This is a genomic window from Pseudomonas fluorescens Q2-87, assembly GCF_000281895.1.
Lineage (GTDB): Bacteria > Pseudomonadota > Gammaproteobacteria > Pseudomonadales > Pseudomonadaceae > Aquipseudomonas > Aquipseudomonas fluorescens_S.
Genome location: NZ_CM001558.1, coordinates 3346821 through 3360821, shown reverse-complemented (window position 1 = coordinate 3360821; position 14001 = coordinate 3346821). Strand labels below are relative to the sequence as shown.

11 protein-coding genes are annotated in these 14001 nt (G+C 62.2%); 2 read left to right on the top strand and 9 right to left on the bottom strand.

The genetic code is table 11. The annotated features are described in order from the left end of the window. Nucleotides 1–51 precede the first annotated feature (51 nt). The 4 genes from hpaD to PFLQ2_RS12905 form a co-directional block, all read right to left on the bottom strand. Nucleotides 52–909: a 3,4-dihydroxyphenylacetate 2,3-dioxygenase gene (gene hpaD, locus PFLQ2_RS12890; RefSeq protein ID WP_003182190.1), complete on the bottom strand. Its 858-nt coding sequence runs from the start codon at nt 907–909 to the stop codon at nt 52–54. Between the two features lie 200 nt (nt 910–1109). Further along, nucleotides 1110–2570 (bottom strand): 5-carboxymethyl-2-hydroxymuconate semialdehyde dehydrogenase, encoded by a 1461-nt coding sequence (gene hpaE, locus PFLQ2_RS12895; RefSeq protein WP_003182187.1) that lies wholly within the window; start codon nt 2568–2570, stop codon nt 1110–1112. A 5-nt stretch (nt 2571–2575) separates the two neighbouring features. Then, nucleotides 2576–3346, bottom strand: coding sequence for a fumarylacetoacetate hydrolase family protein (locus PFLQ2_RS12900; RefSeq protein WP_003182185.1), 771 nt, complete (start codon nt 3344–3346; stop codon nt 2576–2578). Then, on the bottom strand, nt 3343–4020 hold the full coding sequence (locus PFLQ2_RS12905; protein WP_003182182.1) for a fumarylacetoacetate hydrolase family protein: 678 nt from the start codon (nt 4018–4020) through the stop codon (nt 3343–3345). The genes PFLQ2_RS12900 and PFLQ2_RS12905 overlap by 4 nt, the downstream gene beginning before the upstream one ends. Before the next feature lie 187 nt (nt 4021–4207). On the opposite strand from PFLQ2_RS12905, the gene hpaA reads away from it, so the two are divergent. Together hpaA and hpaR are read left to right on the top strand one after the other, a co-directional pair. After that, complete coding sequence (gene hpaA / locus PFLQ2_RS12910) at nt 4208–5113, top strand: 4-hydroxyphenylacetate catabolism regulatory protein HpaA (RefSeq protein WP_003182179.1); 906 nt, start codon at nt 4208–4210, stop codon at nt 5111–5113. 68 nt (nt 5114–5181) lie between these two features. Then, the gene (hpaR, locus tag PFLQ2_RS12915) at nt 5182–5604 is read left to right on the top strand and encodes a homoprotocatechuate degradation operon regulator HpaR (RefSeq protein ID WP_003182177.1); all 423 of its coding nucleotides are present in this window, start codon (nt 5182–5184) and stop codon (nt 5602–5604) included. Nucleotides 5605–5695: 91 nt separating this feature from the next. Here hpaR and PFLQ2_RS12920 read toward each other — a convergent pair whose 3' ends face one another. The 5 genes from PFLQ2_RS12920 to PFLQ2_RS12940 form a co-directional block, all read right to left on the bottom strand. After that, on the bottom strand, nt 5696–5953 hold the full coding sequence (locus tag PFLQ2_RS12920; RefSeq protein ID WP_003182175.1) for a hypothetical protein: 258 nt from the start codon (nt 5951–5953) through the stop codon (nt 5696–5698). A 181-nt stretch (nt 5954–6134) separates the two neighbouring features. Further along, entirely contained in the window at nt 6135–6920 is a 786-nt protein-coding gene (locus tag PFLQ2_RS12925; protein WP_371261190.1) for a hypothetical protein, read from the bottom strand. A gap of 177 nt (nt 6921–7097) precedes the next feature. Beyond that, entirely contained in the window at nt 7098–9644 is a 2547-nt protein-coding gene (locus PFLQ2_RS12930; protein WP_003182171.1) for a bacteriophage N4 adsorption protein A, read from the bottom strand. Further along, entirely contained in the window at nt 9641–11755 is a 2115-nt protein-coding gene (locus PFLQ2_RS12935) for a glycosyl transferase family protein (RefSeq protein WP_003182170.1), read from the bottom strand. The genes PFLQ2_RS12930 and PFLQ2_RS12935 overlap by 4 nt, the downstream gene beginning before the upstream one ends. 12 nt (nt 11756–11767) lie before the next feature. Further along, nucleotides 11768–13981, bottom strand: coding sequence for a cellulose biosynthesis cyclic di-GMP-binding regulatory protein BcsB (locus PFLQ2_RS12940; protein WP_003182168.1), 2214 nt, complete (start codon nt 13979–13981; stop codon nt 11768–11770). Between the last annotated feature and the right edge of the window lie 20 nt (nt 13982–14001).

Below are 14001 nucleotides of genomic sequence, written 5' to 3'. Positions count from 1 at the left end.
AGCGGCAAGTTGAAAGCGATCAGCTTGTCGCTTGCGGCTTGCAGCTGCTGTTCAGACTGGAAAAATGGCGTTGATCTGGCCGGTGCCGGAGCTGCCGAACGGTTCAGTGATGATTTCGGCGGGCTTGTCGTAATCCGACCCGCCGAGCAGCCCCAGCAGCATCGCCGTGTCATGCATCTTGCCTTCGCCGAAGCAATGTTCGGCGTAGTCCGGAAGCATCGCGCAGAACTCTTTCCAACGGCCCTGGCGCCACATCTCGACGACGTGCAGGTCGACCTGCTTGTCGAACTCCCGCGTCCAGTTGTGGATATTGGCCTCGGCGTTGCGATCATCGGAAAAACGGTGGGAAAGCGAGCCCGACGCCAGCACCAGCACCTTGCGATCGCTTTTCTCGATGGCCCGGCGCACGGCGGCGCCGAAGGTGAAACTGTCTTGCAAGCGATGCCAGGCGCACCAGGCCGCAATCGACACGACGTTGAGTTTTTGTTCTTGCGGTACGTCCATGTGCATGTAGCGCATCGGCACCAGCGTGCCGTATTCCAGCTCCAGGCTCGGGATGTTGTGGGCCAGGGTGCGGACATCGGCGGCATTGGCCTCGGCGGCGATCAACTCGCCCAGCTCCGGGGCGCCTGAGTATTCGTACTCCATGTTCTTGATGAAGTGCGGCAGCTCGTTACTGGTGTAGATGCCCTTGAAGTGCTCACCGCTGTTGATGTGATACGCGCTGTTGACCAACCAGTGCACATCGAACACCACGGCGGTATCGGCCCCGAGTTCACGGGCGCGACGCCCGATTTCCTTGTGTCCGGCAATCGCCGCGGCGCGGCAGCCGTGGTGCTTGCCCGGCAGCTCCGACAAATACATCGAGGGAACGTGGCAGATTTTCGCAGCCAGGACGACTTCGCCCATGGTGATTCTCCTTAGAAATTGTTCTTGTTGAGTCTTGGATAATCGGTGAATCCTTGTGAACGGATGAACCCGTGGCGAGGGAGCTTGCTCCCGCTCGATTGCGCAGCAATCGCAAAAACGGGGCCGCTTCGCAGCCCAGCGGGAGCAAGCTCCCTCGCCACAGGTCACCACTCATCAAAGGGTTCATCACTGGGCCTGGGTTAACCCCCCCAACGAGGGATGTGATGGCTGCCCATGGAAATGCACACGTTCTTGATCTCGGCAAATACCTCGAAGCTGTACTGTCCCCCTTCGCGGCCGGTTCCGGAACCCTTCACGCCGCCGAAAGGTTGGCGCAGGTCGCGCACGTTCTGGCTGTTGATGAACACCATGCCGGCCTCGATGCCATGGGCCAGGCGATGGGCCTTGCCGATGTCCTGGGTCCAGATGTACGAGGCCAGGCCATATTCGGTGTCGTTGGCCAGCTTCAGGGCTTCGGCTTCGTCCTTGAACGGGATCAAGCACACCACTGGGCCGAAGATTTCTTCCTGGGCGATACGCATGTTGTTGTTCACATCGGCGAATACCGTCGGCTGGATGAACTGGCCGCGACTCAGGTGCGCCGGCAGGTTGGCCGGGCGCTCCAGGCCGCCGGCGAGGAGGGTGGCGCCTTCTTCGATGCCGATCCGGATGTAGCCCGTAACCTTGTCGTAGTGGGCCTGAGTGATCATCGAGCCGACTTGGGTTTTCGGGTCCTGCGGGTCACCCACGATCAGCCGCTTGGCGCGCGCGGCGAACTCGGCGACGAATTGTGCGTAGACGCTTTCCTGGATGAAGATCCGGCTGCCGGCGGTGCAGCGCTCACCGTTGAGGGAGAAGATGGTGAACAGCGCCGCGTCGAGGGCGCGCTCCAGGTCGGCGTCTTCGAAAATCAATACCGGCGACTTGCCGCCCAGTTCCATCGAGTACTTTTTCAGCCCGGCGGTCTGCATGATTTTCTTGCCGGTGGCGGTGCCTCCAGTGAAGGAAATCGCCCGCACATCCGGGTGGCGAACCAGCGCATCGCCGGCCGTAGCGCCGTAACCCTGGATCACGTTCAACACGCCGTTGGGAATGCCGGCTTCGACGGCCAGGCGGCCAAGTTCATTGGCCGTCAGGGGCGACAGCTCGGACATTTTCAGCACGGCGGTGTTACCCAGTGCCAGGCATGGCGCGGTCTTCCAGGTCGCGGTCATGAACGGCACATTCCAGGGCGATACCAGCGCACAGACTCCCACCGGTTGGTACAAGGTGTAGTTGAGCATCTGGTCGTCGACCGGATACGTGTGGCCGTCCATGCGGGTGCAGACTTCGGCGAAAAAATCGAAGTTATGGGATGCGCGAGGGATCAGCACGTTCTTGGTCTGGTGAATCGGCAGGCCGGTGTCGAGGGTCTCCAATTGCGCCAGCTTCGGCACGTTCTGCTCGATCAGCTCACCGAGCTTGCGCATCAACCGGGCGCGTTCCTTGGCGGGCGTATTGGCCCATTTCGGGAAGGCTTCCTTGGCCGCTGCAACAGCCTGGGCCACTTCTTCGGCACCGCCGCTGGCGACTTCGCCGATGGCATCGCCCGTGGCCGGATTGTAGTTGACGAACACGTCTTTGCTTTCGACCTCACGGCCATTGATCCAATGCTTGATCATGCTGCTCACGCCTCTTTACGGGATGCGAAGAACTCGGCTTCGCTGACAATTCGATTGACCAGGCGACCCACGCCTTCCACTTCCACGATGACCTCATCACCGGGCACCACGTCTGCCAGGCCTTCCGGCGTGCCAGTGGCGATCATGTCGCCGGGTTGCAGGGTCATGAAGCTGGACAGGTATTCGATCAGGTAAGGGATATCGAAAATCATGTCCTTCGTGCTGCCTTCCTGGCGCAATTGGCCGTTGATCCAGGTGCGCAATGTCAGGTTGCTCGGGTCCGGCACATCGGCCACATCGACAATCCACGGGCCTATCGGCGTCGTCGCATCGCGGTTCTTAACCCGCAGGTTGGGGCGGTAGTAGTTTTCCAGATAGTCGCGAATCGCGTAGTCGTTGCACACGGTATAGCCGGCCAGATACCCGAGGGCGTCCGCCCGCTTGACGTTGCGTGCTTGCTTGCCAATGACCGCGACCAATTCGCACTCGTAGTGCATGTAGGCGACGTTATCCGGGCGCCAGGTGGTCTGGTTGTGGCCGGTGTAGGTGCCAGGGGACTTGATGAATGCCAGCGGCTCGGTGGGTGGCTTGAACGCCAGCTCGGCGGCGTGATCGGCGTAGTTCAGGCCCAGGGCAAACATGCTGCCGGTGGCCGGCGGCAGCCACTGGACCCGATCCTCGGCCAGCAAGCGACCGTCGGCCAAGCGCACGGCGTTGTGCGCTTCAACGGTGACGGCGTGGACCTGGCCTTCGAAACGAATGCGTGCGTGTTTCATGAACGTGCTCCTGTCTGCTCGGCCACGACGGTATTGAGCAGCCGGCCCAGGCCGCTGATCTCCACTTCGACGCGGTCTCCGGGCAGTACATCGACGCGGCCTCCGGGCGTACCGGTGATCAGCACATCGCCGGCATGCAGCGTCATGAACTCACTGGTTTCAGCGATCAATTGGGGAATGTTGCGCACGAAGTTGGCCGTGGTGTCTTGCTGGCGCACCTCGCCGTTCACGTACAAGGTGATCGCCAGGCTGTGGGGGTTGGCAACGTCGACGCGGGTCACCAGCTCCGGGCCGATGGCGCAGAAGCCGTCCCGGCACTTGGCCTTGACGGCGGGGCGGTAGTAGCTGTCTTCCGGCAGGCTGAATTCATTGACGATGGTGTAGCCGGCCACGTAGTCCAGCGCCTCGGCGACGCTGACCCGGCTGGCCGACTTGCCCATCACCACGCCCAGCGCCGGCCCCGGTTGCAGGCGTTCGCCGTGACCCGGATGAACCACATCGGCGCCATGCTGGTTGCGGGTATTGGGCGTCTTGATGAACAGCACCGGTTTGATCGGCGGCTTCTGATAAGGCGGTTGCTCGAACTCGGCAAGGCGCTGCTTCAGCAACCCCTGATAGTTCAGTGCGACCCCAAACAGAGTACCGGTCGCGGCGTCATGCAGGGCACGGCTCATGCTTGTCTCCTGGCAGTGCAGAGGGATGCGGGCTCTGCGGTTATTGTTAATGTATTAACAGTTATAATTAAGATGTTAACTATCGTCAAGCGTGGCAGAATGACCGGCACTGGTTGCCCTGCCGGAATCGGCGCAGGATGGGTGCAAGCAGCTGCCAGAATCAGAAGAAAAAAAAGAGTACTGCGTGATGAATGAGCGCCAGCCGATCCCGAACATCAACATTGGTCAGGTGTACGACCAGCGCTACAGCGATGCCGAGGTGCATTACGACCGACTCGCCAACCTGGCGGACTTTTTCGGTCGCAACATGCCTGTGCATCGCCACGACCGTTTCTTCCAGGTGCACTACGTCAAGAGCGGCACCGTGCGGGTGTACCTCGACGATCAGCAGTACGTCGAATCCGGGCCGATGTTCTTTCTCACACCGCCTACCATTCCCCATTCCTTCGTGACCGAGGCCGACAGCGATGGGCATGTACTGACGGTGCGCCAGCAATTGGTGTGGCAGTTGATCGATGCCGATCCGAGCCTGGCACCTGCCGGCGTGCAATTACCGGCGGCCTGCGTGGCGCTGTCGAAACTGGGGCGTGAACAGGCGAGGGAGGTGCAGCGACTCGAATTCCTGTTCGAGGAGCTGAGCGACGAAGTGGCGGCCAGGCGGCCCGGGCGCGGCGCTGCGCTGGATAGCTTGACGCGGCTGATCATGATCAGCCTGCTGCGATTGTGTTCCAATTCCCTGCAGGCCAGGCCGGCCCGGCATGAAGACTTGAAGATCTTCCATCGCTTCAATGAGCTGATCGAAGCCCACTACCTGCAGCATTGGCCGCTGTCGCGTTACGCCGAGGGCGTTGGCGTGACCGAGGCGCGCCTTAATGACGTGTGCCGACGCATCGCCGACCTGCCTTCCAAGCGCCTGATCATGGAGAGACTGATGCAAGAGGCCAAGCGACTGCTGCTGTTTACCGGCAGTTCGGCCAATGAAATCTGTTACCAGCTCGGGTTCAAGGACCCGGCCTATTTCAGCCGTTTTTTCCAGCGCTATGCCCAGCTGACGCCTGGAGAGTATCGCCAGCGGCAGTCGGGCTTGCGTTGAGCGTTGCTCTTGCAGCAGTGAGATGGCGACACTAAGCTGCCGACTCGCCCATTCAAACCAGTCCGAACATGGCCAACCCCAGACCTTCCTTGACCTTGACGCTGTTACAAGCCCGCGAAGCGGCCATGGCTTTTTTCCGCCCGGCCCTGAACCAGCATGACCTCACGGAACAGCAATGGCGGGTGATCCGCATCCTACACCAGCAAGGGGAATTGGAAAGCCATCAGCTCGCCCATCAGACCTGCATCCTCAAGCCCAGCATGACCGGCGTGCTCAGTCGCCTGGAGCGCGATGGCCTGGTGCGCCGGCAGAAGTCGAGCCAGGACCAGCGCCGGGTTTTCGTCGGCCTGACCGAGCGCGGCCAGCGATGCTTTGTGTCGATGAGCGAGGGGATGGAAAGCAACTATCGCCGTATCGAGGAGCAGTTCGGCGAGGAAAAGATGCAGCAACTGCTGGCGTTGCTCAATGAGCTGAAAAACATCAAGCCATAGCATTGGTAGTGCAGGATTTCCGGGAGACTCGCGTGGCGTCGGCATCGACGGCTTCGCCACGCAGCCCTTCAAGCAGCATTCGCCATGACCCTCAGGCGATAGTCGCAGTGCTTCGCTCGCGCAGCTCCTGCAAACGATCGGCCCCGCCTTCAGCTACGCGGTTCTGGATCAGTCGATCGGAGCCGCCTTCGGCTACCCGATTTTCCAGCAAGCGATCCGAGCCGCCTTCAGCCAGATGTTGCGCAGCCTCAGTGTGCAGCGCTGCGGCCGAGGCGATGTTCGCCAGGCCGAGCCCGCCGACAAAAGCCAGGGCAATGGCCAGGGATGCTACTTTCGAGACAGTGGACATGGTGTTCTCCTTGCGTTCGTTTGAGTGAGCCGTCGCAGCGAATGTGTGTCGCTGTTCGGTGAGCCCAGTTAAACGCTCGGATGTATCGACCATGTGTGCGGGAAGGCTTGGAATGGATGGCTTCGTATCAATCGGCGGTTCATATACACATCGATACAAAACCGCCGAACGCAGGGGAAGATCAGGGCAGGGCCAGGGACTGCTTCAGCTGGTCCACCAGCGTCGGCGTCATGTAGTGCGGGCCGTCGAACAGGTAGAGCGGGTATCCCACATAGGCCGCCAGTTGTGGCTTGAGTTCGGCCACGGTGGCTGGGCGAAAACCGCCGCCGTATTTGGGACGAAAGGCTTCGACGATGATCCGCACGCGGCTCTTGCCAAGGCGATCCCGCAAGGCGTCGGCATAGTTTCGAGCGACCGGAGCCGTGCGGGCGTAGACGCCGACACCGTCCTGGAAAAATACGCCGATGTCGTTCGGCAGCCATTGCTTGACCCAGTCGGCGGTGGCGGCGGGGCCGATATTGGCGCCGTCGTAGACGCTGATCCACAGTGGGCGTGGCAGTTTCGCCAGCAACGCCGGCAACTCCGTCGCGCGAGACCAACTGGGGTCGACTTCGGCTGGAAAATACCAACCGGTGACATGCAGCGGCGTAGGCAGCCCAGCAATGCGCTCTGACAGCGCAGCCAGTTGCTCGATGTTGTCTCGTGAGCGGTTTTCACTGAAGTAGCCGGCCAGCCCGAGGATCACATCCTTGGCCCACGGCGTCTTGGCGATGCGCGCCCAGTCCGGCAGCACCGGTACGCTGGGCAGGCCAGTGCCGGGCACGAAGGCCTGGTCGTCCACCACCGTCCACTGCACCAGCAGCTCATGGACGCCAAGCTTGTCCCAGTTGCCGCTGATGCCGACGGTCTGGTTGTCCGGCTGCCAGACGATGCCGACGATATGAGGTGTCGCGGTGGTAACGCTCATGTAGTACGTCCCTGTACCTGCGCCGAGCAGCGCGGCCAGTGACAGCGCCGCGACGGTCTTGCGGCTGATGGACTTTGCGAAGCTTCTCAAGCCGTTCCCTTCTGGATGCAGTGTAGCCGGCGCTCGCCGAGGCGAGCCGCTTTTCGTGACGATGGTCCGAATCTCACATCACCGCCCTCAATAGGAGTAGGTCAGGCGCGCGAAAACGCCTTTGGCGCGGTCCTCCCCAAACACCCTGGCCCGGTATTGCAGGGAAAAGTCCACATAGGAGCGGGGGGCGTTATAGGCGTCTTCTCGGAACCAATAACGTACGTTGTTTCCTATGCCGATGCCCCCGGCGTTACCGGACGAAAAATCACCGCCAGCTTCGCTCTTCATTTTCGAATCGTAGTCGATCGCCGCGACGACATGAGGAAAGGTCACCCAGCGCGAGCCGGTGCCGCCAATCGCGTAGCTGCGGCCCACCTGCCATTCGCTGTTGATGTAGTCCCGCGAGTCGTTGATGTAGTGGCCGACCTCGGCATACAACTGCGAGGTCCACCAGCTCGGCACATCGACCCGCAGGTCGGTGCCAATGCTCGAACCATAGCCCAGCCGCACCAACCAGTCACCATCGACATTGGATGAGCCGAGGGGGAAGGTGCGCTCAAGGGCAGCCATGACGTTGACGGAACTGAAGGGTTTGACCCGTACGCCCAGAGCACCCTGCAAGGCATCCGCGCCGGTGTCCGAATCGCTGTTCTTGCTCCACAGCGTATCGGTGATGCGCCCGTAGAGTTCGACAAAACGGCCGTTGCGATAGCCCAGTGGGCGCCATGACAGTTCGGTGCTGTTCTGCAGCAGGTCATTGCTTTCGCTGCCGCTGCTGCTGGTGCCTGGTGCGGCGCTCAGGCCGCTGGAACTGTTGCCACGATAGCTGGTGGTGCTGGTCAGGCCGATGCTGCGCGAAACGTCGCCCACGGTGCGGCGGGTGTCGAACAGCTGTTGAGCGGACATCGGCGACTCAGCGCTTTTCTGCCCATCGATGACGCGCTTGAAATACGCCACGGCTTCGTCGTCCTCGTGCATACGCATGGCGTTGTAGGCGGCGTCCTGGGTCGCTGAGGGGGACAGTGGCGTGGTGGCGTCGGCCTTGCGGAATGCGTCATGAGCCGCCTTGTCGTCGCCGGCCTGCATCGAGAGATAGGCGAGCTGCAGGTCACTGACCGAGGCGAGTTCGCCATTGGTGCGTGCCTCTTGCAGGCGCTCGCGGGCCGTGCGGCGCTGGCCGATCGCAGCATACAACCCGGCCTCTTCGTAGGCCGGCAAGGTGCCCAGCGCCAAGGCGTGGGTGAAATCGTCGCGGGCGCCGGCATCGTCTCCGGTTTGTTGGCGCAGGCGTCCCCGCGTGACCAGCAGCCGGGCATCATCGCCATGGGCTTGCAGGCCTTGGCTGGCTGCCGAAATGGCTTCGGGCAAACGCTTCTGGGCCGTCAGGGCGCTGACCAGCAGATGGCGATAGGACGGATTCCGCGGCGCGCGGGCAATGGCCTGGTTCGTCAGGGTGACTGCGGTCGCCGGGTCTTTGTGGGCGAGGGCGGCGTAGGCCTGGGACGCCAGTGCCGTGCCTGCATCATGGTCGCTGCCGGGCCAGATCGTGCAGGTCAGGCCGAAGGCGCTTTCCTGGCATTCAAGGGGCGGCGACGCAAATTGCACGACGGTGGCGACCCCCTTGTTTTTCTGGCGCAGCGCCATGCGGGCAGCGGTGCGTCGACGGGTCACTTCGTCACTGCCGTCATCACCCAAAGCCTGCAATTGAGCCAACGCTTGTTGAGGTTCGCCTCGGGCCAAAGTAGCGTCGACGGCAAAGAGGCGCAGGTCACGGCGCTCGCCGTCCGTAAGGCCGGGCAGGGCCAGGGCACGGTTCAGGTCGGCCTGGGCCGGCTGTGCCTTGCCCTGGCGCTCGCGTGCATAGCTGCGCAGGACCCATGGCGCGGTCTTGCTGTCGTCCAGCGCCAGCACGTTTGTAGCGGCCTGTTCGGCGCCAAGATAATCCTTGGCCGCGAGCAAGGCGCTGATGAGCAGTTGTTGGTTGGCGGAAACTTCCGGCGCCCAGGCCACGGCTTTACGGGCCTGGTCCACGGCCATCGCCGCATTGCCCTGGTCCAGGGCCCGGTAGCCCTGGGTTGCCACCGGCACCGCTAGTTGACGGCGGATCGCTTTGCGACGCATCAGCAGCGTATTGTCGTTGGCGAAAGTCCTCAGTGCATCGGTGGTGGCCCGGTCAGCCTCTGCCAGCTGTTGCTGGCGCTGCAGCGAATCGATCAGCAGCAATCGATACTCGCGACGGCGGGGCGCCTGGGCGATGGCCTTGCGGGCCGACTGCGCGGCCAGGCCGAATTGCTCGCGATCATAGGCCTTGAACCCCTGGGACGCAGCGACGAAGCCTGGTGCAGGAGGGGCGGCACGCGATGACGCGGCGGCCTGGGGCTGGTCGCGCAGTTTCTTGTCCCGTTCGGCCAATTCAATCAGCGTGTTCAGGCGTGTCATATCAGCCCGCTGGCGCAGGGCTTCGCGTGCCTTGGTGATGGCCAGGTCGTAGTCCTTGCGTTCGTAGGCGCTGTAGGCTTCGTTGGCGGCGGTGTAGGCCGGGCCGGATAAAGGCAGTGGCAGCGTCTCGGCGAGGGCAAGCGTAGATACCAGACTCAGCCCCGTGGCCAGGAGGGTCAGGAAGGGGCGATTCATGCCGGGAGCTCCGTTGGGTAGAGATTGTGCTGACGGGCCACCGCCTGTTCGATTGTCGCGCGTGGCAGCACACCGCTGTCGACCAGGTAATCGCCGATCCGGCCATGGTGCTGGGGTCGATACTGGAGCATCACGCGGCTGAATTCCTCGCGGTCGAGCAACCCCATTTCGATCAGCAGGTCGCCCAGCAGCGGCGCCCGCGCATCTGGCACGGAGTGGCCGTTGCTTTCAGGCACTTTGCGCAACAGCGCGAGAATCTCGCTTTCCCGGGCGATCAGTTGCACCGGTTCGCTGCCCAGTGCGGCACTGATCTGTTGCAGGCCTTCATCGGGCAAGGGGTTGGCGACGGCAATCTGTTCGCGACCTTCGCCATTGAGGCCCAAGGACACGACGCGCCAGCGCAGGGCAAACTCGGCGCTCAACGACGACTTCGAGGCAGTGGCTTTCTTTGCGACTTCAAAGACCCGTGGCAGGTCATTCTGGAACGCGATGGCTTCGGCCAGGGTTTCATCGTCCAGCCAACCGTTATTAAGCAGGATTCGCCCAAGCGGAACGTTGCGCGACTGCTGTTCGTCGAGCGCGCTTTGCAGGGCCGTGTCCGTGATCGCCTGCCAGGACAGCAACACGCTACCCAGGCGACGTGGCGCGATGGCGACCAGGTCCGTGGATGGGAAGTCGTGCATGGTCTTGTCCCAGACCAACTTGCGATTCATCACCTTGCCCACCAGGAACATGCGCCAGGCCCGGGAGGCGGCCATGAAATTCACGAAGTTGCCCACCAGCATGCGCGGCATGGACAGCAAACCATGCTGCCAACCGTACAGCACGGTGGTGAAGTAATAGCGATGCACGATCCGCCAGACCAGGGCCACGCCGTTGGCCAGCAGCAGGTATTTGATCAGGCCATTGTTTTCGAAAGGCGTTGGGAACGTGACATCCCACAAGCCGCTGTTGCGCAGGATGATCAAGCCCAGCAGTTGCACCAGAATGACGTAGGCAATAATGCTCACGAACGCTGTCACCACACCCTTGCGGTCGCGAAACAGCAGGTATCGGTTGGCCAGCGAGCCGTTCCAGCCCATCTGTTCCCAACCTTGCAAGCCAATGCCCAGGGTCCAGCGGGCCTTTTGTCGAAAGGCGGTGCGGAACGTGTCCGGAAAGAACTCGCGCACGCACAGTGGCATGGTCAAGGTCGATTCGTAGGGTTTGCGGAACCAGGATTTGCGCAGCACCCGGAACTGCACTGGGAAACGGACGAAGATGGCGTTCATGCCCACCTTGGCCAGTCGCGCACCGACGTCGTAGTCTTCGGTGAGGCTATCGGTGTTGAACGGCTGGTTTTCGGTTTCACCGGCCAGCACTCGCAAGGCACGATGGGAAAAACAGGTGCCGACGCCGGCCGAGGGCACGGTATCGGTCATGCTTTCACGTACCACCAGGTCCTTGCCGTGCCATTCGGCAAACTCGTCCATGTAAACGCCCGCGACCCATTCGTACCAGTTGCGCTCCAGCGAGACCACCGGCAACTGGATCATGTCCTTGCGCGGCAACAAGTAATTGAACAGGCGCAGTTCCAGCGGATGCAGCACGTCCTCGCTGTCATGCAAAACGACGCCGGCGAAGGTCATGCCATGGATTTTTTCATGCAGGAAAATCGCCTGTATCACCCAGTTCAGGCAGTCGGCCTTGCAGGTCGGCCCGGCATGGGGCACTTCCACCCGATGCAGCTGTTTGTAGCGCCGACGCATCCGCTCGACTTCGTCGATGGTGCGCTGGTCGTTGATATAGGTGCCGACAAAGACCACATAGTTCTGATAGTCGAGCGTCGACACCATGTTTTCAATCATCGGCGCGATGACGTCGTATTCCAGCCAGGCCGGCACCATGATCGCCAGGGGCTGTTCGTCCCGGGCCAACAATTGCTCGGCAGTCAATGGCCGATATTTGCGGTCCACGGTGAACTTGCGGTACAGACGACGAGACCAGTACCACACGTCGATGATCAGGTCGTCCAGGCTGGAGATCAGGATCAGTACCGCGACCACAATGGTCGCGATCTCCAGGTAATTGTAGTAATGGGCCAACCAATAGGGCCAATAAAGCGACGTCATCGAAGGGTACCGTTACTGGCGATTGCGACGGGCGCGACGGCCTGCCAGCAACAAGAGGAGGAACACGATAATGCCGCCCGGGATCAACCAGAGCAGCGAAGGTTTACGCCAGGCATCCAACCCCTTGGGCTCCTCGCGGCCGATCAACAGGCTGCCGCTTGGGTCCTGGGTATCTAAGATCGCCACGGCGCCGTTATCGCCGAGGATCGCCACGTCACCACGGGTCAGCACAATCGGCTTGGCCAGGCTTGGCGGTTGATTGCCCAGGGCTCGGTAGACCAGGCCGTGCTGGCCTTCGGTCTGTACCACTTGCAGCGAAGCCAATTGGTTGAGGGGCTGTACATCCAACAGCAGTTGGTCCTTGTGATTGATACGCAGGCGGCCCTGTTCATCGACCTGGACCGATTCCTTGCTGTCCTTGAGCGGCACCTCGAACGCCAGGAAGGCTTTGTCCGGACTGGCGGCGGCTTTCGGATCGGCGCTGACTTTGAGCTGCGCGCGCAGCGGCGATACGCCGCTGGTATCGGCCACCGAGATGACCCGCGCCAGGCTAGTGGCCGGGTGGTCGAGGTACGCCTGGGGAACCAGGATCTGGCTGTCCACGGCGAAGCGTGCGGAAATGCCGGAGAAGTCATCGTCCAGCGAGGTTTTTTCCAGCACGATATGGCTGGTCGGCAGCACCGACACTGGGAAGGCTTGCGGTGTTTCCAGGCAGCGGTCGCTGACCGGCTGGCGCTGGAACGATACGCGCAAGGTGTTTTTCGAGCCCAAGGCGTAGCGCGGGATATGAGCCTGGATGCGCTGTGATTGACCATCGGTGGTCAGTTGCTGCGCACCGATCAGGAAGTCGTTGAAAAACAGCGAGGCCACCGGTGCTGTATCGGAAGCGCCGGGCGCTGCGGAAACGTCCACTACGGCCGTGACGGGCATGCGACCGTCATAAGCGACGCTGCCCAGGGGGAACGAAGTGCTCCAGTCGAACCGCGATGCCACGTCGAAATTACCCGGGGCGCCGCCCAGTCGCGACAGGGCCACGCGACCATCATCGCTCAACGGCGTTTGCGCTTCGCTCACGGTCAATTGGCGACTGCGCGCCAGCTTGCCCCACGCCGAACCGAGCAGGGACAAGGCCTTGCCGGTGGCGTCCGGGGCGATCATCAGGACCGGGCGAGTGCCCAGCAGCGCCAGGCGTACATTGTCGGTGCCGACGCTCGCCAGCGCTGCGTTGACGTGCTGCTCACGCCATTGGATCAATGCGCTGGCTGCTGGCGCGTCGAGGCCTTGGACCTGGCTTTGCAAGGCGTCGAGGGATTGGTTTATTGCCTTGAGCAATTGCGGGTCGTTGATCGCCAGGTCGGCCTGTACGTTCGGGGTCTGGCCCAGTACCAGCAGCGCACCGATTTCGGCCGGGTTGGCCAAGGTGTGCGGGCCTTTGCCGTTGAGGCTGGCGAAGGCCGGAATGCCCAACAGCTCCGCCGGGATGCGCAGGCCGCTCAGGTCCACACTGTCCTGCACGGCAGGGAAGGGCAGGATACGGCTGTGTTTGCCGATGCGCTCCAATGCCACGCCCAGGCGCCAGGCGGAATCGTAGCTGGCGGCGGACAGCGAGCCTGGTGCGACGAGGATGCCGGGCTCACCGGGCAGGGCCGCCCAGGCAGCGCCGACGTCTTGCAGCTGGCTGGCGTCGTAGCTGTAGTTCAGCCGGGTGTCGGGTTGGATGCGCAACACATTGCCGATGACATGATCGTCTTCGCACAGAGGCCGGGGCACCACTGAGGACCAGGCAATGCCCAGGCGCACCAGGCCGTTGTCGCGCGCAGCTTTGTCGACGCCAAGGGTGGCGCTGGCATCGCCTTGTGCTTCGCCAAGCCCTTCGGCACGCACTGGATAGCCATCGAGCGATAACAGCAGGGTGTTGCGGCCCCCTTCGCCATTGAGGTAATTGGCATCCAGTTGCAGCGTCGCGTCATCGAGGGCAATGCCGGCGGGCACCGGCAGGTAGAGTTCGCGGCGGGCGTCGCTGGCACTCAAGATAATCGGCGCCGTGATGCCCAGGTCGCTCAAGCGAATTTCACGCTCCTGGCGGGTATCGGCGTTGAGTCGATGAATCGCCTGGGTGAGCGGGCTATCCGCGGCCAAGGCAAAGGTCGGCATGAGCGCGAGCAGGCTCAAGCCACAAGCAAGGGCGCTGAACGCACCCGTAGGGATGGCAACGGAAGGCTTCATTCGGGCAAATCTCGATCTGA

What these genes read in the sequence shown, in the direction of transcription:
- hpaD (WP_003182190.1), bottom strand. Translation starts at nt 909, where the DNA reads ATGGGCGAAGTCGTCCTGGCTGCGAAAATCTGCCACGTTCCCTCGATG.
- hpaE (WP_003182187.1), bottom strand. Translation starts at nt 2,570, where the DNA reads ATGATCAAGCATTGGATCAATGGCCGTGAGGTCGAAAGCAAAGACGTG.
- PFLQ2_RS12900 (WP_003182185.1), bottom strand. Translation starts at nt 3,346, where the DNA reads ATGAAACACGCACGCATTCGTTTCGAAGGCCAGGTCCACGCCGTCACC.
- PFLQ2_RS12905 (WP_003182182.1), bottom strand. Translation starts at nt 4,020, where the DNA reads ATGAGCCGTGCCCTGCATGACGCCGCGACCGGTACTCTGTTTGGGGTC.
- hpaA (WP_003182179.1), top strand. Translation starts at nt 4,208, where the DNA reads ATGAATGAGCGCCAGCCGATCCCGAACATCAACATTGGTCAGGTGTAC.
- hpaR (WP_003182177.1), top strand. Translation starts at nt 5,182, where the DNA reads ATGGCCAACCCCAGACCTTCCTTGACCTTGACGCTGTTACAAGCCCGC.
- PFLQ2_RS12920 (WP_003182175.1), bottom strand. Translation starts at nt 5,953, where the DNA reads ATGTCCACTGTCTCGAAAGTAGCATCCCTGGCCATTGCCCTGGCTTTT.
- PFLQ2_RS12925 (WP_371261190.1), bottom strand. Translation starts at nt 6,920, where the DNA reads ATGAGCGTTACCACCGCGACACCTCATATCGTCGGCATCGTCTGGCAG.
- PFLQ2_RS12930 (WP_003182171.1), bottom strand. Translation starts at nt 9,644, where the DNA reads ATGAATCGCCCCTTCCTGACCCTCCTGGCCACGGGGCTGAGTCTGGTA.
- PFLQ2_RS12935 (WP_003182170.1), bottom strand. Translation starts at nt 11,755, where the DNA reads ATGACGTCGCTTTATTGGCCCTATTGGTTGGCCCATTACTACAATTAC.
- PFLQ2_RS12940 (WP_003182168.1), bottom strand. Translation starts at nt 13,981, where the DNA reads ATGAAGCCTTCCGTTGCCATCCCTACGGGTGCGTTCAGCGCCCTTGCT.